Source organism: Mesorhizobium sp. B2-4-12 (assembly GCF_006441575.1).
Classification (GTDB): Bacteria; Pseudomonadota; Alphaproteobacteria; order Rhizobiales; family Rhizobiaceae; genus Mesorhizobium.
In genome coordinates, this window is the sequence record NZ_VFVC01000007.1 from 38010 (window position 1) to 58899 (window position 20890).

Annotated in this window: 21 protein-coding genes; 13 read left to right on the forward strand and 8 right to left on the reverse strand. The window is 62.8% G+C overall.

Features of this window, described 5'->3' with window-relative positions:
* Positions 1-45 precede the first annotated feature (45 nt).
* Positions 46-600 carry an AAA family ATPase gene (locus FJ934_RS06460; protein WP_140607922.1) on the forward strand — a complete coding sequence of 185 codons (555 nt, stop codon included), beginning with the start codon at positions 46-48 and terminating at the stop codon, positions 598-600.
* Positions 601-624: 24 nt separating this feature from the next.
* On the opposite strand, the gene FJ934_RS06465 is transcribed toward FJ934_RS06460, so the two are convergent.
* The gene (locus FJ934_RS06465; protein WP_140607924.1) at positions 625-1830 is read right to left on the reverse strand and encodes a multidrug effflux MFS transporter; all 1206 of its coding nucleotides are present in this window, start codon (positions 1828-1830) and stop codon (positions 625-627) included.
* Positions 1831-2016: 186 nt separating this feature from the next.
* On the opposite strand from FJ934_RS06465, the gene FJ934_RS06470 reads away from it, so the two are divergent.
* From FJ934_RS06470 to FJ934_RS06495, 6 genes are all read left to right on the forward strand, one after another.
* Positions 2017-2706 carry a TetR/AcrR family transcriptional regulator gene (locus FJ934_RS06470; RefSeq protein ID WP_140607926.1) on the forward strand — a complete coding sequence of 230 codons (690 nt, stop codon included), beginning with the start codon at positions 2017-2019 and terminating at the stop codon, positions 2704-2706.
* A gap of 145 nt (positions 2707-2851) precedes the next feature.
* On the forward strand, positions 2852-3388 hold the full coding sequence (locus FJ934_RS06475; protein WP_140607928.1) for an SspB family protein: 537 nt from the start codon (positions 2852-2854) through the stop codon (positions 3386-3388).
* A gap of 11 nt (positions 3389-3399) precedes the next feature.
* Positions 3400-3594: a DUF4169 family protein gene (locus FJ934_RS06480; protein ID WP_140607930.1), complete on the forward strand. Its 195-nt coding sequence runs from the start codon at positions 3400-3402 to the stop codon at positions 3592-3594.
* A 10-nt stretch (positions 3595-3604) separates the two neighbouring features.
* Positions 3605-3862 (forward strand): ribbon-helix-helix domain-containing protein, encoded by a 258-nt coding sequence (locus tag FJ934_RS06485; RefSeq protein WP_140607932.1) that lies wholly within the window; start codon positions 3605-3607, stop codon positions 3860-3862.
* Positions 3863-4002: 140 nt separating this feature from the next.
* The gene (locus tag FJ934_RS06490) at positions 4003-5046 is read left to right on the forward strand and encodes a hypothetical protein (protein ID WP_140607934.1); all 1044 of its coding nucleotides are present in this window, start codon (positions 4003-4005) and stop codon (positions 5044-5046) included.
* Positions 5037-6593 carry a CoF synthetase gene (locus tag FJ934_RS06495; RefSeq protein ID WP_140607936.1) on the forward strand — a complete coding sequence of 519 codons (1557 nt, stop codon included), beginning with the start codon at positions 5037-5039 and terminating at the stop codon, positions 6591-6593. Before FJ934_RS06490 ends, FJ934_RS06495 begins: the two co-directional genes overlap by 10 nt.
* A gap of 39 nt (positions 6594-6632) precedes the next feature.
* Here the strand turns inward: FJ934_RS06495 and FJ934_RS06500 are convergent, their stop codons facing one another.
* Entirely contained in the window at positions 6633-7589 is a 957-nt protein-coding gene (locus FJ934_RS06500) for an arginine deiminase family protein (RefSeq protein ID WP_181165537.1), read from the reverse strand.
* A gap of 128 nt (positions 7590-7717) precedes the next feature.
* A complete protein-coding gene (locus FJ934_RS06505; protein WP_140607940.1) occupies positions 7718-9511 on the reverse strand; it encodes a chloride channel protein in 1794 nt (597 codons plus the stop codon).
* A 156-nt stretch (positions 9512-9667) separates the two neighbouring features.
* Here FJ934_RS06505 and FJ934_RS06510 point away from each other — a divergent pair, with 156 nt between their 5' ends.
* Complete coding sequence (locus tag FJ934_RS06510) at positions 9668-10105, forward strand: helix-turn-helix domain-containing protein (protein ID WP_140607942.1); 438 nt, start codon at positions 9668-9670, stop codon at positions 10103-10105.
* A gap of 161 nt (positions 10106-10266) precedes the next feature.
* Here the strand turns inward: FJ934_RS06510 and FJ934_RS06515 are convergent, their stop codons facing one another.
* Positions 10267-10866: an NADPH-dependent F420 reductase gene (locus FJ934_RS06515; protein WP_140607944.1), complete on the reverse strand. Its 600-nt coding sequence runs from the start codon at positions 10864-10866 to the stop codon at positions 10267-10269.
* A gap of 108 nt (positions 10867-10974) precedes the next feature.
* Here FJ934_RS06515 and FJ934_RS28300 point away from each other — a divergent pair, with 108 nt between their 5' ends.
* From FJ934_RS28300 to FJ934_RS06540, 5 genes are all read left to right on the forward strand, one after another.
* The gene (locus tag FJ934_RS28300; RefSeq protein WP_246671443.1) at positions 10975-11118 is read left to right on the forward strand and encodes a LysR family transcriptional regulator; all 144 of its coding nucleotides are present in this window, start codon (positions 10975-10977) and stop codon (positions 11116-11118) included.
* Between the two features lie 491 nt (positions 11119-11609).
* Positions 11610-12266 carry a hydrolase gene (locus tag FJ934_RS06525; RefSeq protein WP_140607946.1) on the forward strand — a complete coding sequence of 219 codons (657 nt, stop codon included), beginning with the start codon at positions 11610-11612 and terminating at the stop codon, positions 12264-12266.
* A 179-nt stretch (positions 12267-12445) separates the two neighbouring features.
* A complete protein-coding gene (locus FJ934_RS06530) occupies positions 12446-13228 on the forward strand; it encodes a zinc-binding alcohol dehydrogenase family protein (protein WP_140607948.1) in 783 nt (260 codons plus the stop codon).
* On the forward strand, positions 13215-13415 hold the full coding sequence (locus FJ934_RS06535) for a hypothetical protein (RefSeq protein ID WP_140607950.1): 201 nt from the start codon (positions 13215-13217) through the stop codon (positions 13413-13415). Before FJ934_RS06530 ends, FJ934_RS06535 begins: the two co-directional genes overlap by 14 nt.
* Positions 13416-13438: 23 nt before the next feature.
* Complete coding sequence (locus tag FJ934_RS06540; protein WP_140607952.1) at positions 13439-13888, forward strand: ester cyclase; 450 nt, start codon at positions 13439-13441, stop codon at positions 13886-13888.
* Positions 13889-14018: 130 nt separating this feature from the next.
* Here FJ934_RS06540 and FJ934_RS06545 read toward each other — a convergent pair whose 3' ends face one another.
* The 4 genes from FJ934_RS06545 to FJ934_RS06560 all read right to left on the reverse strand — a co-directional run bounded on the left by FJ934_RS06545 (position 14019) and on the right by FJ934_RS06560 (position 20827).
* Positions 14019-17972 (reverse strand): AsmA-like C-terminal region-containing protein, encoded by a 3954-nt coding sequence (locus tag FJ934_RS06545; RefSeq protein ID WP_140607954.1) that lies wholly within the window; start codon positions 17970-17972, stop codon positions 14019-14021.
* 265 nt (positions 17973-18237) lie between these two features.
* Complete coding sequence (locus FJ934_RS06550) at positions 18238-18759, reverse strand: hypothetical protein (RefSeq protein WP_140607956.1); 522 nt, start codon at positions 18757-18759, stop codon at positions 18238-18240.
* A gap of 112 nt (positions 18760-18871) precedes the next feature.
* The gene (locus FJ934_RS06555) at positions 18872-19408 is read right to left on the reverse strand and encodes a hypothetical protein (RefSeq protein ID WP_140607958.1); all 537 of its coding nucleotides are present in this window, start codon (positions 19406-19408) and stop codon (positions 18872-18874) included.
* Positions 19409-20827, reverse strand: coding sequence for an FAD-linked oxidase C-terminal domain-containing protein (locus FJ934_RS06560; RefSeq protein ID WP_140607960.1), 1419 nt, complete (start codon positions 20825-20827; stop codon positions 19409-19411).
* Between the last annotated feature and the right edge of the window lie 63 nt (positions 20828-20890).

The window sequence follows — 20890 nt, forward strand, 5'->3', positions numbered from 1 at the left end:
TGGCCGCGAAGCCGCCGCGTCGCGTGCCTTCTCATGGACAAAAAGATGCAGAACGATTCCGATCGATTCCTCGTGCTGACCGGCGGCCCGGGCTCCGGCAAGACCACTTTGATCGAGGCGCTGAGACAGGGTGGGTTTGCGACGGCGCCGGAAGCCGGGCGCGGCATCATTCGCGACCAGATGACGATCGGCGGTCCCGCCCTGCCCTGGCACGACCGCGCCCTCTTTGCCGAGCTGATGCTGTCGTGGGAACTGCGTTCCTGGCATGCCGCGCACACCGGGTCCGGTCCGGTCTTCTTCGATCGCGGCGTGCCGGACACGATCGGCTACCTCAGGCTTTGCGGCCTGCCGGTGCCGGATCACCTCGTCAATGCGGCAGAGAAATTCCGTTATGCGCGCCGTGTCTTCGTCGCGCCGCCCTGGCCGGAAATCTTCGCGCAGGATGAAGAACGCAAGCAGACGCTGGACGAGGCCAGACGCACCCATGACTCGGTGGCTGGCGTCTACGCCGAACTCGGCTACGAACTGGTGCCCCTGCCGCTTGTGCCGGTCGACGAGCGTGTTCGCTTCATCCTTGAAGAGGCGGGGCTCCAGACATGAAAGCGGACATGCGTTTGCGGCTGCTTATTCCGCAGGCGCTTCGACCGCTTCGCGCGAGCGGCCGAGCGTGACTTTGGCCAGCGTGAAGGAAATCACCGCGCAGAGCGTGATGCCGGCGACCATCGGCAGCGGCGTGCCGTCGAAGAACACCCCGGCAACGCCCATCGCCAGCGCGCCGATGGCGAAGTGCAGCGTGCCCATCAGCGCCGAAGCCGTGCCGGCGATCTCTCCATGCTCTTCCATGGCCAGCACCGAAGTGGTCGGGATGACCAGGCCGAGAAAGCCGTAACCGACGAACAGCAGGGCTGCCATCACGTCGAGCCGGTCGACACCCGTCGCCATCACCGCCAGCAGCACCACCATCGTGGTCGCATAGCCCGTCACCGCGACGCGCACCACGCGCCGCAGCCCGAAGCGCTCGGCCAGCAGTCCCGTCAGCTGCGACATGCCGATGAAGGCGACGGCGTTGATCGAGAAGAACACGCTGTAGACCGAAGGCGACAGCCCGTAATGGTCGATCAGGATGAAGGATGAGCTCGACAGATAGACGAAGAAGCTCGCAATGCCGAAGCCGGCGATCGCCACCAGGCCAAGGAAGTTGCGGTCGCCCATCAGGAAGCGGTAGCCGGCAAGGGCGGTGCCAAAGGAGGAGCCAAGGCGTTCTTCCGCCGGCCGCGTCTCCTTGAGCGAGGTCGCGAGCAAAATAGTGGCAAGGGCCGCCGCGCCGGTCACCGTCCAGAAGACGGCGCGCCAGCCGAAATTCTCGATGATCTGGCTGCCGGTCAGCGGCGCCAGGATCGGCGACACCGAAAACACCAGCATCAGCAAGGACATCAGCTTGGCGGCCTCGTTGCCGGTGTGCAGATCGCGCACGATGGCGCGCGGCACGGCCATGCCGGCACTGGCGCCAAGCCCTTGCAGGAAGCGGAAGGCGATCAACCACTCGATGGTCGGGCTCATTGCCGAGCCGATGCCACCGACCATGAACAACGCCAAACCGCCATAGAGCGGCAGCTTGCGGCCGACCATGTCGGAGATCGGCCCGACGACGATCTGGCCAAACCCCATCGACAGGAAGAAGATCAGCAGGCTCATCTGCACGGCGGCGGTGCTGGCATGCAGATCCTCGCCGATCGACGGCAAAGCGGGAAGATACATGTCGATCGCGAACGGGCCGATGGCGGACAACAGGCCGAGCACGACCGCGATGCGGAGGAATTTGGGACTCATGATATTGGCTTCTTTCGAATCTGGTTGCCGCGCCGAAGCAGCGCGTAACCCTAGGACGTTCCATCCCGTAGGATTCCGACTCCCCAAGCACGAAAATATCCGCTTCGGGATGAAATCCCTTTTATCTTATGCCCAGAAATTTAGACGGGCTTGTCCAAATCGTCAATCACCTCTATATAGATTTTGATGAGATTGGGCGTTTCTCCTGACACTTTCCCGCCACGCGGCCACGAGGCCAAGAGGCTGTCGATCGTTGGAGCCGCGGCCGGCGTATTCTGCCGCGAGGGCTTCGCCGGCGCCAATATCGACCTGATCGCCGCCGAGGCAGGCGTGTCGCGCCAGACTGTCTACAATCACCATGGCGACAAGGAGAAGCTCTTCATGGCCGTGGTGCGCGACCTTACCGAGCGCTGCAACGCCGGCATCTTCGCCACCATTGCCACCTTCCCCGATCAGCCCGGAGATCTCGAAGCCGACCTGATCGGCTTTGCCGTCCGTTTGAACCAGAACTGCATCTGCAACCGCGACGGAAAATTCCTGCGCAAGCTGATCCAGACCGAAGGCGAGCGCTATCCCGAATTGTTTGCCGAGTGGCGCGAACAGGGTCCGGGCAGGACATGGCCGGCCATCGCCGCCCGCTTCGCCCGCCTCGCTCATGGCGGCTATCTCGCGATCGAGGACCCCGATGTCGCGGCGCGCCAGTTCCTCGGCCTGGTCAATGCCGAACTGCAGACCACCTTCATGCTCGGCGGCACGCCGCGCGAGGACGAGGTGGTGCAATCGGCGACCAATGGCGTGCGCACTTTCCTGCGTGCTTTCGGCAAGCGCCCTTCCCCGAGCAGCGTCAAAAAGCAAAGCGCGCTGGCTAACGCATAACATTTGCGATTGATGAAGCCGGCTTCGCCGATCAAATCGTCGCCAATAGTCCTCGCTTCGACGCGGCTGCGGTCTATATGCGGTTTACGCCGCGCTCAAGCTTGATTACAGCTATACGGACGATTCAACGGAACCCGACCACCACATGGCCGACGACCACATCCGCTACGACATTCTGGCCCAGGAGGCGTTGCGCGGCGTCATGCGCAAGGTCCTGGCCGAAGTCGCGCGCACCGGCCTCCCCGGCAATCACCACTTCTTCATCACCTTCCTGACTGGCGCGCCTGGCGTGCGCGTGTCGTCGCGCCTGCGCGAGCGCTACCCCGAGCAGATGACCATCGTCATCCAGTTCCAGTACTGGGACCTGAAGGTGACCGACACCGGCTTCGAGGTCGGCCTGTCGTTCTCCGACGTGCCGGAGAAGCTCGAGATCCCGTTCTCGGCCGTGCGCGGCTTCTATGATCCCTCGGTCAATTTCGAGCTGGAATTCGACGTCAAAACCGACGCGCAGGCCGACGAGGAGCCGGTCCAACCTTCCCCCGAACCGCTGACCATCGTCACGGAGAAGAAGCCGAAAGCCGAGAAGAAGGCCGCGGCCGAACCGGAGAAGAAACCCGCCGCCGCTGACGCCGGCACCAAGGGCGCCGAAGTGGTTTCGCTCGACGCCTTCCGCAAGAAATAGTCTCGCGGGCCATGGCCGACATCGTCAATCTCCGCCAGGCTCGCAAGCAGAAGGCGCGGGACGATAAGGCGCGCGTTGCTGAACAGAACCGGGCGCTGCACGGCCGGTCCAAGGCGGACAGGCAGCGCGACCGGCTGATTGCCGACAAGGCCGAGAAATTTGTCGCCGGCCATCGCCTCGACCCCTCCGGCAAGGACGAACAATGAGCCTTTGGCCGTGAGCGTCGTCGAAAAGCGCTCGGTGACCATTCGCGGCCACCGCACCAGCTATTCCCTCGAAAAACCCTTCTATGACGATCTCGTCGCCATTGCCGCGGAGAGAAAGCTGACACTCGCCGCGCTTGTCGCTGAAGTCGACGAGGCCCGGCCTCGCGACACCAACCTGTCCTCGGCGCTCAGGCTCCATGTACTGGCGTGGGCGAAGCACGGCACAGCCAGCACGCCAACAAGAAATACATCAATGGAACCGCGTTGAATGCCGGGCGTGGCAACACAATGATGTCGCCCGCCTTAAGTTTCCGATCGCGGATAGGATTTGTTAGCCACCGCCGCTCACATTTCGGTATCAATTCTTCGCTACGGTACCCCGAGTTTACTTGGTAACTGGGGGTAGTCTTGAAACCGATCAAAGCGCCTACGGGCGCGGCATGGCTGGACATCGCCCGCTATGCAGTCAGTTGCCCAAGCCCCCACAACACCCAGCCATTCCGGCTTCGCATCCGCAGCGACAGCGAGGCAGACGTCATCTTTCTCCCGCGCCGCGGGCTCTGGGTCGCCGATCCACATGGCCGCTTTACCTGGCTCACGGCCGGCATCTTCGTCGAAATCTGTTCGATCGCGGCGCACGGCTTGGGATTTGAGCTCAATCGGGAAACTCACTTCTCGCCGATGTATCCCGACAACGACACCGAAACACCTCAGACGATCGCCCGCTTGACCCTTCGGCGAGCTTCCGGGCCCATCGCGGATTTTGATCCTGCGCTGATCCTCGACCGGCACACTTCACGATTGCCTTACGATGGGCACCCGATCTCCGAGCAATTGCTGGCCGACCTGCGAACGGAAGCGCGACGTACCGGCCACAGTTTCGAATCGCGCAGCGACCATGAAGCCATCGACTGGGTCATCGAGCTCAACCGTCAGGCCCTGTTCCACGACATGCTGAACGACCCGATCCGCCTGGAGTTGGTGCGCTGGCTGCGCTTCAGTAGCCGCGAGGAAGACATCACCGGCGACGGACTGTCGGCACGCTGTCTCGGCTTCTCGGGTCCGCTGTTGCACAGCTTCTTCAGCAGGCCGCGGTTCTGGACCATGCCGGGCATACGCAGCCTGGTCAGTTTTCTCTACGCACGCAGCATGAAGGGCGTCGGCACCATCGGCTGGCTGCGGGGTCCCTATGTCGGCATCGACGACTGGTATCGCGCCGGCATCACTATGATCCGTCTGTGGTTGATTGTGGCCCGCCACGGCTACTACTGGCAGCCATATGGCTCGGTGATCACATCGGACGAGGCGCGCCTCAACATGATCCGCTATTTCGGCATGCCCGATGAAAAAGGCGGAACCGACATGGTCTGGTTGCTGCTGCGACTGGGCAAGAGCGAGGCCCCGCCGATCAGCAACAGGCTACCCTTCGAGGACATCGCGCTATGCGGTTGATGAAACATATGGCACGGCCGTTCTTCCTGTTCCTGGTTGCAGTGGTCAATCTGGTTGAAGGCGCCTTTGCGTCATCGCGCCACGCCTACAGGCTCCTGCTCGTTCCGGGCTTCGAGCGCGTGCGCTGGGGTTTGGGCGCCTGGCGCGCCTGGGCCAATTTCTACCACGCCTACGATCGGGTGCCGGCCTACCGCGCCTATATCGATTCTCTCGGCGGCAAGCCTGAGATTCTGCTCGATCACGTCACCAAGCCCGACCTCACGTCGATCCCCGAGATGGACAAGGAATCCTACGTCCGCAAGTACAGCCAGGAAGAGCGGGTCCTGGGGGGCATCTTGCCGTCTACGGGTGTCACCGTCGATGAATCCTCCGGCAGCAGCGGCACGCCGACAAGCTGGGTTCGCGGCAGGACCGAGCGACGGATCACCACGCGTATGATGCAGATGACGTTCCATCGCATCACCGGCGAGGGCGAAACCATCTTCATCCTCAACGCCTTCGCGCTCGGCGCATGGGCAACCGGGATGAACGTCGCGATTTCGCTCAGCGACACCACGATCCTCAAATCGACGGGTCCCAATCTCGATAAGATCATCAACACGATCCACGAATTCGGCCCTCGTTTTCGTTACGTGGTCATGGGCTATCCGCCTTTCCTCAAGACGCTCGCCGACGATCCGCGACTTGACTGGTCCAAATTTACCATCGATGCGGCCTTCGGCGGCGAAGGCGTGTCGGAGAGCCTGCGCGGCTATCTGCTCAAGAAATTCCAGCGCGTGGTTGGCAGCTACGGCGCCTCCGACCTTGAGGTCAACATGGCGCTCGAGAGCGAACTCACCATCAATCTGCGGCGCGCGCTTCTGACGGATGAGCGGTTGCGCGAAGCCATTATCCGGGTTGGCTACGGCGTCACACCGATGATCTTCCAGTACAATCCGCTTGCCTATCATCTGGAGGAAAACGCCAAGGGCGAATTGGTGGCGACGATCTCGCGGCCCTACAACATCTCACCCAAGATCCGTTACAATATCCACGATCGGGGGCATGTGCTTCGCTTCGGGGACCTCAGGCGCATTCTCAAAAGACTTGGCCGCGAGGATATCCTGAAGGCAAGCAACCGCAATCTCGACCTGCCGCTGCTGTTCATCTATGGCCGCTCGGACATGTCCATCGAATACTACGGCGCCAAGGTTACCCCCGACAGCCTTCGAGAAATCCTGTTCGGCCTCGATATTCTGGCACCGGTGCTGAGCACCTTCCGGCTGATCTCTTATGAGGATGCAGCGCACAACAAGCGCATGGAGGTCGCCATCGAGCTCGTCGACGCCGCTGTCTTCGCCCATCCTGTTGAGACGCTGCAAGATACGGTCTTCACCAAACTGGCAGCAATGAACGGCGATTTCCTGAATGCCTGGAAACGCACGGCGACCGCTGAAAACATGCCGGAGCTCAAAATATATGCCTTCAACACCGGACCATTCGAAGGTGGCCAGCGGCGGCTCAAGAATGAATACGTCGCTTCCAAAATAACCTACGACAAACTCTGAGGCGCCCGTTCAAGCAGTCTCGGCAAGTTCTGGATATTCCTAGATATAGAGCGGCCGGGTAAGGCAGTGAACCCCGCCGGTCGCCTTGGCGATCTCGGTGCCCTTGACGACATCGATGCGGATGCCGGCTGCCTTTTCGAGAACAGCCTTCAACTCGCCGGGAAGATCGAAGGCGAGGTAGCGACGGTTGCCAAGCGGCAGCAGATTGCACCGCTCGTGGGCGATCGCATCGGCCTTGTTGCAGCGAATGATCGAGCAGCCCAACGCCTCGGCATAGGCCAGCGGATTGACGGCGCTCAGCCTGCGTTCCTCATCGATAAGGAACCCGGCGCCGAACATTCCGGCCGCGGCCAGGATCACCTTTTCAGGTAGGACGGTGAACCCGGTATCCAGATGAAGCAGCTCAGGATCGTGCGAGAGGCCGATGATATAGTCGACATGCTGCGGGATCAGATCGAGCGCCAGTTTTATCGCGGCCGCCTTGGTCGTGCGTACCCCGAACCCGACGAGCAGGACGCGCTTGTCGTTGAAGGTCACCGGAAGCACGTCACCGCCTTCCAGGTATTCGTCGTGATCGAACTGCGTGAGCGGGCTCATGCCAAGTCTTTGCAGCGCGGCGCTGACCACGACCGCTTCGCGGGCGCGGCTTGGCAAGGCCGGGCGGGTCGGGATGAATTTGTCGGGCGCCCAGGGTAACGTCACCGAACTGTCGCGCATGAAAATGAGGTTGGGATTGCTTGCCGCCTCGGCATGAAACGGCTCGTGGTCGCCAATCACATCATCGAGATAAAGCGTCTCGACATGCGTTCCCAGCAAAGCGACAAAGGCGTCGTATTCGGTGTAGAGCTCGGGAGTATGTGGCAATTCAAGGAAATTGAGCTCCACCAGCCGTTCCCTGCTCAAACGCTCCAGCGACAAGCCGTGGCGCGGATGATGCATGAGGATGCGCCGCGGCGGCACGTGATATTCGGAAAAATCGTCACCGGTCGTATCCAAGGCAGCACCCCTTCGGGCACGCATGTTAAGTCCGATATCCTCACAAAACGTTAGACGTTCCAACCGCCATGGCCGGCCGTCAGCAGCCGACTGCTGGCGACCGGCATCGGATCGGCAATCGGGCTTCGTCAAGCCACGCCTTGTTGTTTCCCGCGGCGGGTGCTGAAGCCGAGCAAAGTCGAGCGGTCGCGTTCTTCGGCCTGTTTCCGAGACCGCACGCGCATCAGATCCTTCCAGCCGACATAGCCGACCAGTTGCAGGCTTTCGGGATTGACCACGGGCAGATGGGACACGTTGGCCATCAGCAGCTTGTCGGAAAGGCCTTCCAGATATTCGTCGGGATAGGCGAGCGTCACCTTGCTTCCGGCGAGCAAGTCGCCGAGCGTCGTCGTCCTGTGCTTGCCGGCACGGCGCCAGCGCAGAATTGCCGGCGGATCGATGAGGCCGAGCACCTGCCTGTTCTCGTCGACCACAGGAAAGCTCGGATGCCGCGTTTCCGGTGCGGTCAGGAAAGCCGCCGCGCCATGCAGCGTCATGGTGGCCGGCACGCTCTCGACCTGCGAGGTCATCACCTCGCGTACCCTGGTCAGCGCGAAGGGATCGACACGATATTCACGAACCAGATGATGTCCTCTTCTGGCGATCTTCTCGGTCAGGATCGAACGTTTCATCAGCAGCACCGTCACGGCGTGCGCCGCCGCACAAGCCGTGATCAGCGGCACCAGCACATGCGTGTTGCCGGTCAACTCCACGGCGAAGAAAGTCGCCGTCAGCGGCGCGCGCATCGTGCCGCCCATTGTGGCGGCCATGGCCAACAGCGTCCAGAAACCCGGGTCCGCCGGAGGCAGAATTCCGGCAAGCACCGCCCCCATCGCCCCGCCCATGATCAGAAGCGGCGCGAGCACGCCTCCGGATGTTCCCGAACCGAGCGCCACCGACCAGATGATGGCCTTGACCACGAGCAGGAGCAGTGCCGCGGTGGCGAGCGTGCGGCCATCGAGCATGTCGGCGATATTGTCGTAGCCGACACCAAGCGCCTGCGGTTCGATCAGCCCGCCGATGCCGACCACCAAGCCGCCGAGCATCGGCCACCACATCCAGTGGATGGGCAGCTTCTGGAAGCCGTCCTCGCAGGCATAGACCATCCGCGTCAAAAGCCCTGACAGCAGGCCGGCGCAGATACCGACCAGAACCCAGCCGCCAAGCCCAAGGAAGGAGACCGCCATGCCGCCCTGGAACGGGAAAATCGGCCCAGGCAGATGCAGCAGAGTGCGCTCGACCTCGGCGATGATCGCGGCAACCGCCACCGGAATGAAGCTGCGCGGCGTCCATTCGAACAGAAGCAGCTCCACCGCGAGCATGATCGCGGCGATCGGCGTGCCGAACACGGTGGTCATGCCCGCCGCCGCCCCCGCCACCAGCAATGTCTTGCGCTCATTGTCGCTGACCGGCAGCATCTGCGCGATCAATGAGCCGATGGCGCCGCCGGTCATGATGATCGGCCCCTCGGCGCCGAACGGCCCGCCGGAGCCAATCGAGATCGCCGACGACAGCGGCTTCAAGATCGCCACCTTGGCATCGAGCTTTGAACGTCCGAGCAGGATCGCCTCGATGGCCTCGGGAATGCCATGGCCTCGGATCTTCTCGCTGCCATAGCGCGCCATCAGGCCGATGATCAGCGCACCGATGACCGGGACGATGACGGCGGCAAGCCCAAGCGGCGTGTCCTGCAGCTTTAGCTCGGCGAGTGAGAACTGGCCGAAATAGGCGATATTGGTGGCGAGCCGGATCAGCTTCAGCAGCGCGATGCCGGCAAACAGCCCCGCCGTGGCGACCACAACGGCTATTGCCGCGATGAACAGCACTCGTGCATCGGTGGTGAAATCCCTGAGATGACCGGGGTTGGGTTGATGGGTCTTCATCGTGGTTTGCTTCCTGGCGGCGGGCCGTGTCTGGGATATGCGGCACGGTCGAAACGGCCAGCCGGATTGTCGGCTGGCTATGTATCGTAACACGATATAATTATTCAAGCCGGTTTCGCCTGAAATCCGTTTGAGCTTTCGCCGGAAAACGAACAAATGTCTGGCATGACGCAGCCCGCAAAACCTCGCCCCGCCATCAAACAGACCGACTACCAGCGGCTGTCCGAGTTTCGCTATCTGATCCGCCGCTTTCTCGAATTCAGCCAGCTGCAGGCGGAAGACGCCGGCCTGACACCACGCCAGCATCAGGCGCTGCTGGCGATCAAGGGATATCCGGGCGGCGGACCGGTGACGGTCGGCGATCTGGCGGAGCGCCTGCGCATCCGCCACCACAGCGCCGTCGAACTGGTCAACCGCCTTAGCGAGGCGGGACTGGTCGTGCGGGATCAGGACACGGACGACCATCGCCGTGTGCTGCTGCGGCTGACGGAGCGCGCCGACGATTGCCTGGCCGAGCTGTCGGCGGCGCATCTCGACGAGCTCTCGCGCATCGAACCCGTGCTGAGGCGCCTGCTCGATCGGGACCGCGAGTGACGTCTCGGGTCTTGGGTGGAACGATACTGATTATTTCCCGGCACCCGAATCCCTTGGCTTCGCCGCAGGGTCTTGGACGCAGGACAGCCAAAGCAGCGATGCCGTGAAATCAATGGCTGTCCCCGTTGCTGCCAACGGCGCTGTCTCGGTGCATGGCAAGATCAGGCCAGCTTGATCAGGTCCTGAGCCACCAGCGTGCCGCCAAACTGCTGCAGATGGCTGGCCTGCCGCAGCGTGCCGAGGTCAAGCGCCGCATAGCCGAGTCGCTCGATGAGAGCGGCAACCTGGGACCTCGCGCTGCCATCATCACCGGACAACACCACAACGCGCCGCCCGCCCGCCTGCGCTGGCGGCGCTTCCAGTTTTGCCGCCGGGACCGTATTGAAGGCCTTCACGACACGGGCGCCGGGAAAAGCCTCCGCGACGATTTCGGTTGAGAGGCGGCCGCCCAGATCGGCGGGCTTGAACGCTGGAAAATCGACCGCGTTGCTCGCGTCGATCACCAGACGGTTGTTCCAATCGGCACCCGCGCTCCCGGCGAACGCCTGAATGGCACCAAACGGAATCGCCAGGATCACCACATCGGCGTGGACCACGTCACCGGTGGTGGCAGGCTTGATGTTGGGACCGAGTGCGCGTGCCATGTCGGTGAGCGACGACGGTCCCCGGCTGTTGGCCACCATCACATCGATGCCTTGGCGCGCGAATTGCGTGGCGATGGCATGGCCGATGGCACCAGATCCGATTATCGCATAGGTCATTTGCTAGGTCCTCTGAAGTCGGTGGATTCGTCTGTCGCGAATGGTAGCGCCCCTGACCAAGGGTACGAAACTTGTAAAATTTCGAGTCTTCTATTCGAGAAAATCGTCATGTCTGATCCCGGCACGCCAACGTCTGATCAATTGCGAGTGTTTCTGACCGTGATCGACGTTGGAAGTTTCGCGCGCGCGGCGCGCCAGCTCAACCGAGCCACTTCGGTTATCAGCTACACGATCACCAATCTGGAAGCGTAGCTTGGCGTCACGCTTTCGAACGAGATTCCACCAGCCGGCCCGGCTCACTGACGACGGGAAAGCGCTGCTTTCGGAAGCGCGCAATGTCGCCCGAGCAGCAGACGTCGAATTGAGCAAATGGGAATAGCGAGCGAATGCATGTCACCCAAAAGTGACTTCGGTTTTGGCAACACGACAGGCATAGACAAAGACCAGAGACGGGTCGCCTGAATCCGTTGAGACGCGACGCGCTTGGAGCGCCGGTGACTCCAGTCGGCGCGTAGCGTCGGCCTCGCCGCAAGACAGTCAATTTGGTTCGATGATCCACACGCCTCGTAACGGCTTGTCGATGGCATCGAACGTCACGCTCGACCGTATCTGACTGTTCGCCTGATGCAACTGCGGTCAAATCTGATCCCGTACGAACCAGCTATTCGATCACTTGAATTGAAGATTGAACCACCATGCGGATGGGCGCAGGCCCGTCTGCGAAAACGACAAAAGGAAATTACATGGCCGCTGCAGTATTCCCCAAGGTTGGTCTCGAGGCGATGTTGACGCCCGAGAATTGCGTCCTTGTGCTTATCGACCATCAGGCCTTCCAGGTTGCGGGTGTTCGAAACATCGACCCGCAAATCATGATCAACAACACGGTTGCTCTCGCAAAGGTGGCCAAAGCGTTCAATGTGCCGACACTTCTGACGACGGTGATCAAGGATCGCGGTGGAGAGCTTCTCAAGGCGATCCAGGACGTGTTTCCCGATCAGGTTCCGATCGACCGGACCACTATCAACACCTGGGAGGACAAGGCCTGCGTCGACTGGGTGAAGAAGACCGGTCGAAAGAAGGTTGTCATCGCTGGCCTCTGGACCGAAATATGCCTCGCTTTCCCGGTCATCCAGGCGCTTGGCGAAGGCTGGGAAGTCTATTTTGTGACCGACGCTTCCGGCGGCGTCAGCACGGAAGCCCATGATCGCGGCGTTCAACGGATGATCCAGGCCGGCGGCGTGCCGCTGACCTGGATAGTGTTCGCATCGGAACTCCAGCGCGATTGGGCGCGGGAATCCACCGTTCCGGCGCTGGCGCAGGTCCTCCTGGACCATGGTGGAGCGACCGGCACCAGTCTGGCATGGGAGTGGCAACTCCTCGGCTCGCACGGCGGAGCCTGACGCATGGCAAAGCCCGCTGCCAGGCTGCCGCGGGTTTCGCCTTCTGGACCTCATGGTTACTGCCGCACAACCTCCCTTCGGCTTGTAGCGATCGGCGGGTTAGAAGTTCGGCTTTCGATCGCTCTTCAATCCGCGTCGGGGCGTAGCTCGGTGAAGGTTCTCATGTCTGGAGACTGGCGATGACGACGATGCGCGCCGTTCGCTTTTCGGCCTTTGGTCCGCCCTCGGTCCTGGGCGTTCAGACCATCGCAAAGCCCGTCCCGCAAGCTGGCGAGGCGTTGGTGAAGGTGGCTGCTTCGGCGATCAATCCCAGCGACGTGAAGTTTGTCTCCGGCGTGTTTAACCCAACGTTGCCGCGCACACCTGGCCGCGACTATGCCGGGACGGTCGTCGCAGCTTCGAGCCGTTGGGCGGGCAAGTCCGTATGGGGCAACGGCGCCGGTTTCGGCATCAACCGCGACGGCTCCCATGCCCAATTCGTTGCCATACCGGAAGATTGGCTTTCGGAGATGCCGGCGAACCTGTCGATGGAACAGGCCGCCACCGTCGGCGTCCCCTTTGTCACGGCATGGTCCGCGCTTGTGGTGGCGGGAGATATCCGGGCCGGCGAAACGGTGCTCATCACCGGCGCGTCCGGCGCCGTCGGCCGCGCCGCGATCCAGATTGCGCACTGGAAGAAGGCTCGCGTGATCGGCGCCGACATCAACATGAACCGGGATTCCGAAGCGGATATCTTCATCAACACGAAAACCAAGGACCTGCCCACCATGGTGGCGGCGCTGACCGAGAACAAAGGCGTGAATCTTGTGCTGGACGCTGTCGGCGGGCCGGTCTTCGAGCTGGCGATGAAGTCGATGGGTCTGGACGGCCGCCAGGTGGCGATCACAAGCGTCGGTTCGCGCCGCGTCGAATTCGATCTGATGGATTTCTATCAACAACCGTCAACGTTTGATCGGCGTTGATACCGCCAAGCTCACAGGCGTCGAAATCGCGGCGATCCTGAACGCGCTTCGCCCGGGTTTCGAGAGCGGCGCGTTGCGACCGTCGCCGCTCAAGACCTGGCCGCTCGATGATGCCGTGAAGGCCTATGAGACAGTCGCCGCCGGCGATGCCTCGGCAAAACATATCCTGCATCCGCAAGACGCCTAGACCGTTGCAAGAAGGATCCGCTGATGTCCGACTCCGAAGCCAACAAAGCCATCGTGCATCGCTATTTCGAGATGTTCAATTCCGGCGACCTCAGCCAGCTCGCCGACATTGTCTCGGAGGACTATGGCGACAAGCTCGAGGGGCAGACCTCGGGAATCGAAGTCGTCCGGAGCTACCTCAAGGGGCTGAAGGCCAGCTTCCCGGACTTCACCTGGACCATTGAGCAGATTATCGGCGAAGGCGATCGGGTGGCGGTGATGAACCGCGTCAGCGGCACCCAGGTGAATGATTTCGGAGACATCAAGGCCACCGGGAACCGCGTCGATTTCGCCGCCTTCCAGTTCTACCGGATCGCCGATGGCAAACTCGCGGAGCACTGGGAAGTCGCCGATTTCGCCAAGTTCCAGGAACAGCTCACCGCCAAGCCCGCGGCGACCGCCTTCAAGTCCTTCCAGAACACCCTGAAGGACTGATCTCCAACGGTGCGCGCAGACGCGTCGCATCGTTGAATCCCGGTTGTCGGCGGCGCTGATCTTTCGGCGGGAGCGGGGGAGGCGGCAGCCCTACTGCCCTACTGCCCTACTGCCCTACTGCCCTACTGCCCTACTGCAGCGACTTCAGCAGATTGTCGATCGTGAACGGGTTGGCCTTTGGCTTGGCCGGAGGGTTGTCGTTGGCCTCGGGCAACGGCGCACGCTGGACCTTGGACGCCTGTTCCGCGGCCTTGCGCTCGGCTTCTTGCCTGGCCTTTTCCTGCGAGGCGATACGCATCGCCTCTTCCGCCTTCTGGCGTTCCTGCTCAGCCTGCGCCTTGGCGGCCTCGTCCGCTGCCTGCTGTTCCGCGGCGGCTTGCGCTTCTGCGTCGGCCTTTGCCTTGGCGTCGGCATCAGCCTTGGCCTTCGCTTCCGCGTCGGCTTTCGCCTTCGCATCCGCTTCAGCCTGGGCCTGCGCGTCAGCCTCCGCTTTCGCCTTGGCGTCCGCCTCGGCTTTCAGGCGGGCCGCTTCCTCCTGCTGGCGCAGTTCCTCGGCGGCCTTGTCGCGCGCGTCCTGCAGCGCCGCGTAATAACGCACCTCGCGCCGCAGGCGCTGCTCTTCCAGCAGCGCCGCCTGCATCGCTTCGACGCGCTGCTGCTCCTTTTCCAGCGCGCGCTGGGTCAGGAACTGTGCCAGCGGCTCGCTGTCGAACTGCCGCTTCACGGCGCCGAACGGACCCTCGGCGGTAAAATTCATGACCGGCTCGGAGCCGACCAGCGCCTCGTCGCCGGGCCGATAGGCGATCGCGCCCTTGGCGGAAACCGTGCTGGCGTTGAAATCGGCGGTGACGTCGGCCGACAGGGTCGCCGCCGGATTCTTGAGACTGATCGGCGGCGCCCTCAGCATGCCACCGGCAATTGTGAAGGCGATGTCGGCATCCTTGGCGGCAAAGCTGCCATCGGCGGCAATGTCTGGCGCAAAGGCGGCGGTCTTGGCCGCGTCGATATCGCGCCCAATGGCATCCGCCTTGGCAAGGAACGCGCTGAACGCATCGGGATTGACGCCGGCGACCTGCAGCCTCCTCAGTGTCGCCGTGCCGGAACCCGACAGGGCGGCGACCATCGCATCCACCGACTTGCCGCTGGTCGACAGCGTCGTCGAGAAATCGCCATTGCCGCTGATGCCGGCGTCCGGCAACACGTTTGCCAGATCGGCGCCCGTCAGCTTCATCTGGCCGGTGAAAAGCCCGGTGCCGTCATTGTTCTTCAACTCGAACAGGCCGGTCAGCGCGCCGCCCAGGTATTTCGCCTTGAGGTCGGAGACACGGATGCCTTCCTTGTCGAGCTTTAGTGAAAAGGCGGCGCCATAGGCGGTGGCTAACGGGCCGGCTGCCAATGCCGCCGTCGTCAGGTCGAGGTCGGCGCTGAAAGGGAGGCTGGATTTCTGGCTGAACGGCGCGGCCGGCCACACGCCGCCCTTGTCGTTCACGCTCTTGTCGGCCCCATTCTTGTCGGCAAGGAAAGCGGAATCACCGAACAGCGCCACCGCCAACGGATCGAGGTCGAGTTCATCGAGCACCAGCGCGCCGGCCAGATGCGGCGCGCCGTCCTTGATATCGATATTGACGTCGCCGGAGACCGCCGCTTCGTTGATGGCACCATTGACATTGTCGAGCACCAACAGGCCGTTGCCATAATCGCCCTGCGCCGCAAGCGACGTCGACATGCCAGCCCCCATGCCCGGCAGACCGATGCCTGTGGTCATCAGCCAGGGTTCGATGTCGGCGGCATCAAGGCTGATCTTGCCCTTTGCCGTGGGTCCCTGCGGGGTCGCCGCGACAGTTCCTTCGAAGCCGGCCCTGAAGTCATTGCCGGCGAGATTGAAACTCGTCGCCAGGCCGCCGCCAAATGTGCCCTTGGCCTGGATATCCGTGCTTGCCTCGCCCAACATGCCGAGCGGCAGCGCCGGCAGGCCGTAGAGCGCCAACAGCGTTGTGGCATCGGGATTTTTGGCGTTGAAGGTCAGCGTCACCGGCGCTTCGAGCAGTTTGTCGGGCGCCCCCTTCCCCGACAGCGATGCGGAAAAAGCCGAACCACCGGCCTTGCCTTGCCCGCTTACCGCCAGCCCCGTTGTGCCGTCGCCATTGTCGGCGGCACTCGCCACAAGGTCGACGCGGGCGTCCTGGAAAAGTTCGGGATAGGCAGCGGCGCGGCTCGCCAGTCCCTTCAGCACCGCATTGCCCGGATAATGCTGCGCGGCAACGTCGATCAGCGGCTTCAGGTCGACGGCGACAACCGAGGCATCGAGCTTGCCGGTCGGGCTTGCCGCAAAATCCTTGATCCGGCCGGTGGCGCTGATCGAGGCGCCGGCCAGCCCGCCAACCGAGAGCCGGTCGACTTCAAGCAACCCGTCGCGCAGCCTGAGCGCCGTGTCGACCGTGTCGGCGGTCAACCCGCCGGCGCTGACCGGCCCGGCCTTGATCTGAAAATCGAGATCGCGATCGGCAAAGCGGTTGGCGCCCTTGTCGCTGACGAAGATCGAGGCGAAGGCCGCCAGCCCATCGACATCGAGCTCTCCGCCCTCGAGCCGCATCAGCACCGAAGGCCTGGCGTCGTCGGGCTGGCTGGAATCGATGCGTCCGGAAAACTTCGCCTTGCCCAGGATCAGCTCGAGATCGCTGAAGGCCTGGCGCTTCTCCGAGAGATCGACCTTGGCCTTGAAGCCGGCGGCCGGTAGACGGCGGATCGCCTCGTCGACGTCCTTCGACAGCCAGGCGGCAAAGCCGGAAGGTTGGGCGACGGCCAGCAGGAGCGAACCGGTGAAGCCGAAATGGTCCTCGACGCTGAGCATGCCGTCGGCTTCCAGCGTGGTGCGGCCGGGCAAGGTCGCGGCAAGCGATTTGACCGACCAGCCGCCTTCGACGGGTTCGGCGGAGAGATGGACGTCACGCACGGTCGTGTCGCCGGCCACCACCGCGGGCAGCCTGACCTCGACGGTGCCGGGTATGGTCGGCTTCGGCAGTTCGAGCAGCGCCTGCTCCAGCCCGGCAATGCGCTGGTCCAGCGTCAGGCCGGCGCCGGCCTGGGCGCCCACCGCCTCGTCGAACTGCACCTGCGCGCCGTTGGCCTCGATGGCGAAGCTCGGCCTCTGGCCGAGATCCACCGAAGCCTTGCCGTCGGCGGTGTAAGGGTTGTCGAGCGGACCCGTTTCGAAACGAAATTCGTCGACACCGAGCTTCTGGTGGTCGAGCGAGAATTTGCCGTTCAGCCGGAAGCCGGGATCCGGCTTGTCGGCGCTGACCTTCACCGTCTCGCCGTCGCTGCCGCGCAACTGGGCCGAATTCTTGTCGGCACCGGAGACTTTGAACTGACCGGAATAGGCGGCGGCACCATTGACGATGCCGGCATTGCCATCGGTTTCGATCACCAGCGGATAGGCATCGGGATCGGCCTTCAGCCGGATCCGCATCTGCCCGGAAGGTTCGGCCTTGCCGGTCGATGCCGCGATCTTGGTGCGCAACCCGTCAAGCCGCAAGGTGCCATCCATGCGCCACGGCCCGGCCAGCGACTTGGCCGAAATGGTGGTGTTGATCTCGGAAAAAATATGGCTGCGTCCGCCGGCGGCATGGCGCAGTTCGATCTGCCCCTCCGTCACCGTCAGCTTCTCGATCGAGATCTGGCCGGGATTGACCGGCGTGGACGGGCGCATCGCCCAGTCGACCGTGCCGTCATTGGCAATACCGATTGTCGCTTTCGGGTGCACCAGCCGCATGTCGAAGATCAGCACCTCGCCGCGCAGGAAAGGCGCCAGTTCCGCATCCATCGAAAACGTCTCGACGGTCATGGCCGGCTGGCCATTGGGGCCGCCGGCGACCGCGACGTTGGAGAAGGTCACCGAAGGGAACGGCAACAGTCTTGCCGTGGCGTCGCCCTGCACCGTCACCTTACGGCCAAGGATGGCGCTCGCCTCGCGCTCGAACTCGGCGCGGTAGCCGGTCCAGTCGACAAAGTACGGCACCACCAGCGCTGCACACAGCACCAGTACGAAAAGGCCACCGAAGATCACGAACAGGCGTGCGAGCATCAGCTCCGAACGGGTTGATTGAAATTCTGCCGCACTCTACCCGCATCCGCGTGTCGATAAAGAGGCAATTCACCCAGTGTTTCGTCGCGCCGGACGATCTGAAAACAAATCGGGGACAAAGCAGGGATTTTTGAACGTCTCCACCCCGCGGGACAACACGACATCGCGCGGGCGCGCCCGATGCCGCAGGCCTTGTCCAGAGCAAGCAGAGGCAAATCCCGCTGCACGCTAAGGTGGCGGGCCGACAGTCACAATTGAAAAAACCTCAGCGCGCGTCGCGCTTCGCCTGCGCCACCTTGCCCGCCTTGCGCTGGCGGCCAAGTTCCGCCGGCCGCACCAGCTTCGGCGTCCGCTCGTTGGCCACGACCCGCATGCCCTTGTGAGCCGTCCGCGAATTGTGAGCGGGACCGTCCGCCGACGCATCCTGCTTCATCGCCAGCGCGTTGCGTGCATTTCCGACCAGCGAAACGCGAGCCGCCAGTTGGCGCCGGCGTTCGGCCTCGCCATTCAGGCGCCGCATGGCCATCGCCAGCACCGCCAGCTTCATCTGCGAACCACCATCGGCCTTCGAGGCGGCCGCGCCTTTGGGCGCGCCCTTGCCACGTATTTCACGCCGGCGGCGGTGTGCTTCGGTCTGCGCCTTGTCACGCCGCTCCCGCAGCAGCTTGACCAGGCCGGAAAGGTCGGCGTCGGAAAGATCCTGCACCGCCGGATGGTGCGATTTCTCCACCAGTTCCTTTTCATCGGCGCTCAGCGCGCGCGCTTCTTCCTTGCGTGAAATGGCCATGACAGTCCTCCTCAACCGGCAGACCCGTCTTTCAGGGTTGCCAAAGGAAGCCTCGATCTGAATGGCGGCGCCGTCAAGGCACGGCAAATCGGAACAATCGTGCCGCCAAAACCTATCGAGAAAGCGGACCGGCTTCGACATGATGTGGGATAGGATTTACGGCGGCCTCCATCAACGCGGCGAGGACCGCACCTTCATGAAGGCTGGTCGAGAAACTCGCGGCGACGAACTCAAATGTGGAATCGTGGAACGTTAGGATGAAATGCCGATAGCCGGAGAACAGCTCCGGCGCATGGGACGAGTGAACCCGATTTGCCCTTTCAAGAGATTCGATCCAGGACGAATTGACGACTTCGAACGCGGAATAGGGCTGCAAACCCAATACATGCAACCGATGCCCACTGATCGTTTCGTCGTTCGGCGGTCCAAATTGCAACGCCAGATAGGGATCTGCCGCCAGTATAACGACGGTCTGGCTGCCGGTTGCAGCAGAAACCGATCGCGGGTTTGTGCCATCGAATGACGGGCCCGGGATGTTGGCCAGGTAGGCTATGAGCAGCCTGCCTTCATCCGCAAATACATGAGGCAGCGGCGCGCCGGCGCTCGACGGCGGCATCGCGATCGGCCGCAAAGTCTCGGCTTTCGACATCTAATGATCGTCGCCAGGCAATATCTTGCCCGGATTCATGATGTTTTGCGGGTCGAGCGCTTGCTTGATCGTGCGCATGATGTCGACACCATGGCCGAGTTCGTGGCGAAGGAAGCCGATCTTGCCCTGGCCGATGCCGTGCTCGCCGGTGCAGGTGCCGTCCATGGCGATCGCCCGCATGTTGAGCCGCGCGACGAATTTTTCCGACAACGCGATCTCTTGGGGATCGTTGACATCCATCAGCACCAACACGTGAAAATTGCCGTCGCCGGCATGGCCGACGATCGGCGCGATCAATCCCATTTCGGCGATGTCGGCTTCTGTCTCGGTGACGCATTCGGCAAAACGCGAGATCGGCACGCAGACATCGGTTGAAAGCCCCTTGGCGCCCGGGCGCAGCGTCAACGACGACCAGTAGGCGTCATGTCTGGCCTTCCACAGTTTGGAGCGTTCCTCGGCGACGCTGGTCCACAGGAACGGGCCGCCGCCATTCTCTTCGGCGATCATGCCGAAAGTCTCGGCCTGTTCGGCGACCCCGGCATCGCTGCCATGGAACTCGACGAACAGGCAAGGGCTCTCGGGATAGTCGAGCTTGGAATAATTCTTCATCGCCCGCATCTGCAGCGCGTTGACCAGTTCGATGCGCGCCACGGGAATGCCCATCTGAATGGTCGCGATGACCGCGTTGCAGGCTGCCTCGACGCTCGGAAACGGGCAGACACCGCCGGAGATCGCCTGCGGAATGCCTTGCAGCTTGAGCGTCAGCGAGGTGATGATGCCGAGCGTGCCTTCCGAGCCGACCAGCAGCCGCGTCAGATCGTAGCCGGCCGAGCTCTTCTTCGCCCGCTTGCCGGTCGTCACCGTCTCACCGTCTGCCATCACCGCCGTCAGCGACAGCACGTTTTCGCGCATCGTGCCGTAGCGCACCGCATTGGTGCCGGAGGCCCGCGTCGCCGCCATGCCGCCCAGCGAGGCATTGGCGCCCGGATCGATCGGGAAGAACAGCCCGGTGTCGCGCAGATGCCGGTTCAGATCCTCACGCGTCACGCCAGGCTCGACCGTGCAGTCGAGATCCGGCGGATTGACCGCAAGGATGCGGTTCATGCGTGACGTATCGACCGATATGCCGCCACCGGGCGCGTTGGTATGGCCTTCCAGCGACGAGCCGACGCCGAAGGCAATCACCGGCACGCGGTGCGCGGCGCAAGCGCGCACGATCTCCTGCACCTCGGCCGTGGTCTCCGGGAAAGCGACACCGTCCGGCGCTTGCGTCGGAATATAGGTGGTGGTGTGCGCATGCTGCGAGCGGATAGCCTCCCCGGTCTGGAAGCGCTCGCCCAGCCGCTGCTTGAGGATGCCAAGCACCGCCGCGATGCCTTCCTCATTGCGTTCGACCGGATTGAGGTCGCTCAGAGCCATGAATTCCTCCGCTAATGGACCAGTGCCCACGCTTGTCATGCGATTATGGATGCGTAGTCTCAC

Coding starts and splice junctions, on each gene's coding strand:
- FJ934_RS06480 (WP_140607930.1), top strand. CDS start 3,400: ATGGCCGACATCGTCAATCTCCGCCAGGCTCGCAAGCAGAAGGCGCGG.
- FJ934_RS06560 (WP_140607960.1), bottom strand. CDS start 20,827: ATGGCTCTGAGCGACCTCAATCCGGTCGAACGCAATGAGGAAGGCATC.
- FJ934_RS06505 (WP_140607940.1), bottom strand. CDS start 9,511: ATGAAGACCCATCAACCCAACCCCGGTCATCTCAGGGATTTCACCACC.
- FJ934_RS06470 (WP_140607926.1), top strand. CDS start 2,017: ATGAGATTGGGCGTTTCTCCTGACACTTTCCCGCCACGCGGCCACGAG.
- FJ934_RS06530 (WP_140607948.1), top strand. CDS start 12,446: ATGACGACGATGCGCGCCGTTCGCTTTTCGGCCTTTGGTCCGCCCTCG.
- FJ934_RS06460 (WP_140607922.1), top strand. CDS start 46: ATGCAGAACGATTCCGATCGATTCCTCGTGCTGACCGGCGGCCCGGGC.
- FJ934_RS06465 (WP_140607924.1), bottom strand. CDS start 1,830: ATGAGTCCCAAATTCCTCCGCATCGCGGTCGTGCTCGGCCTGTTGTCC.
- FJ934_RS06475 (WP_140607928.1), top strand. CDS start 2,852: ATGGCCGACGACCACATCCGCTACGACATTCTGGCCCAGGAGGCGTTG.
- FJ934_RS06545 (WP_140607954.1), bottom strand. CDS start 17,972: ATGCTCGCACGCCTGTTCGTGATCTTCGGTGGCCTTTTCGTACTGGTG.
- FJ934_RS06510 (WP_140607942.1), top strand. CDS start 9,668: ATGTCTGGCATGACGCAGCCCGCAAAACCTCGCCCCGCCATCAAACAG.
- FJ934_RS06525 (WP_140607946.1), top strand. CDS start 11,610: ATGGCCGCTGCAGTATTCCCCAAGGTTGGTCTCGAGGCGATGTTGACG.
- FJ934_RS28300 (WP_246671443.1), top strand. CDS start 10,975: ATGTCTGATCCCGGCACGCCAACGTCTGATCAATTGCGAGTGTTTCTG.
- FJ934_RS06495 (WP_140607936.1), top strand. CDS start 5,037: ATGCGGTTGATGAAACATATGGCACGGCCGTTCTTCCTGTTCCTGGTT.
- FJ934_RS06540 (WP_140607952.1), top strand. CDS start 13,439: ATGTCCGACTCCGAAGCCAACAAAGCCATCGTGCATCGCTATTTCGAG.
- FJ934_RS06515 (WP_140607944.1), bottom strand. CDS start 10,866: ATGACCTATGCGATAATCGGATCTGGTGCCATCGGCCATGCCATCGCC.
- FJ934_RS06550 (WP_140607956.1), bottom strand. CDS start 18,759: ATGGCCATTTCACGCAAGGAAGAAGCGCGCGCGCTGAGCGCCGATGAA.
- FJ934_RS06555 (WP_140607958.1), bottom strand. CDS start 19,408: ATGTCGAAAGCCGAGACTTTGCGGCCGATCGCGATGCCGCCGTCGAGC.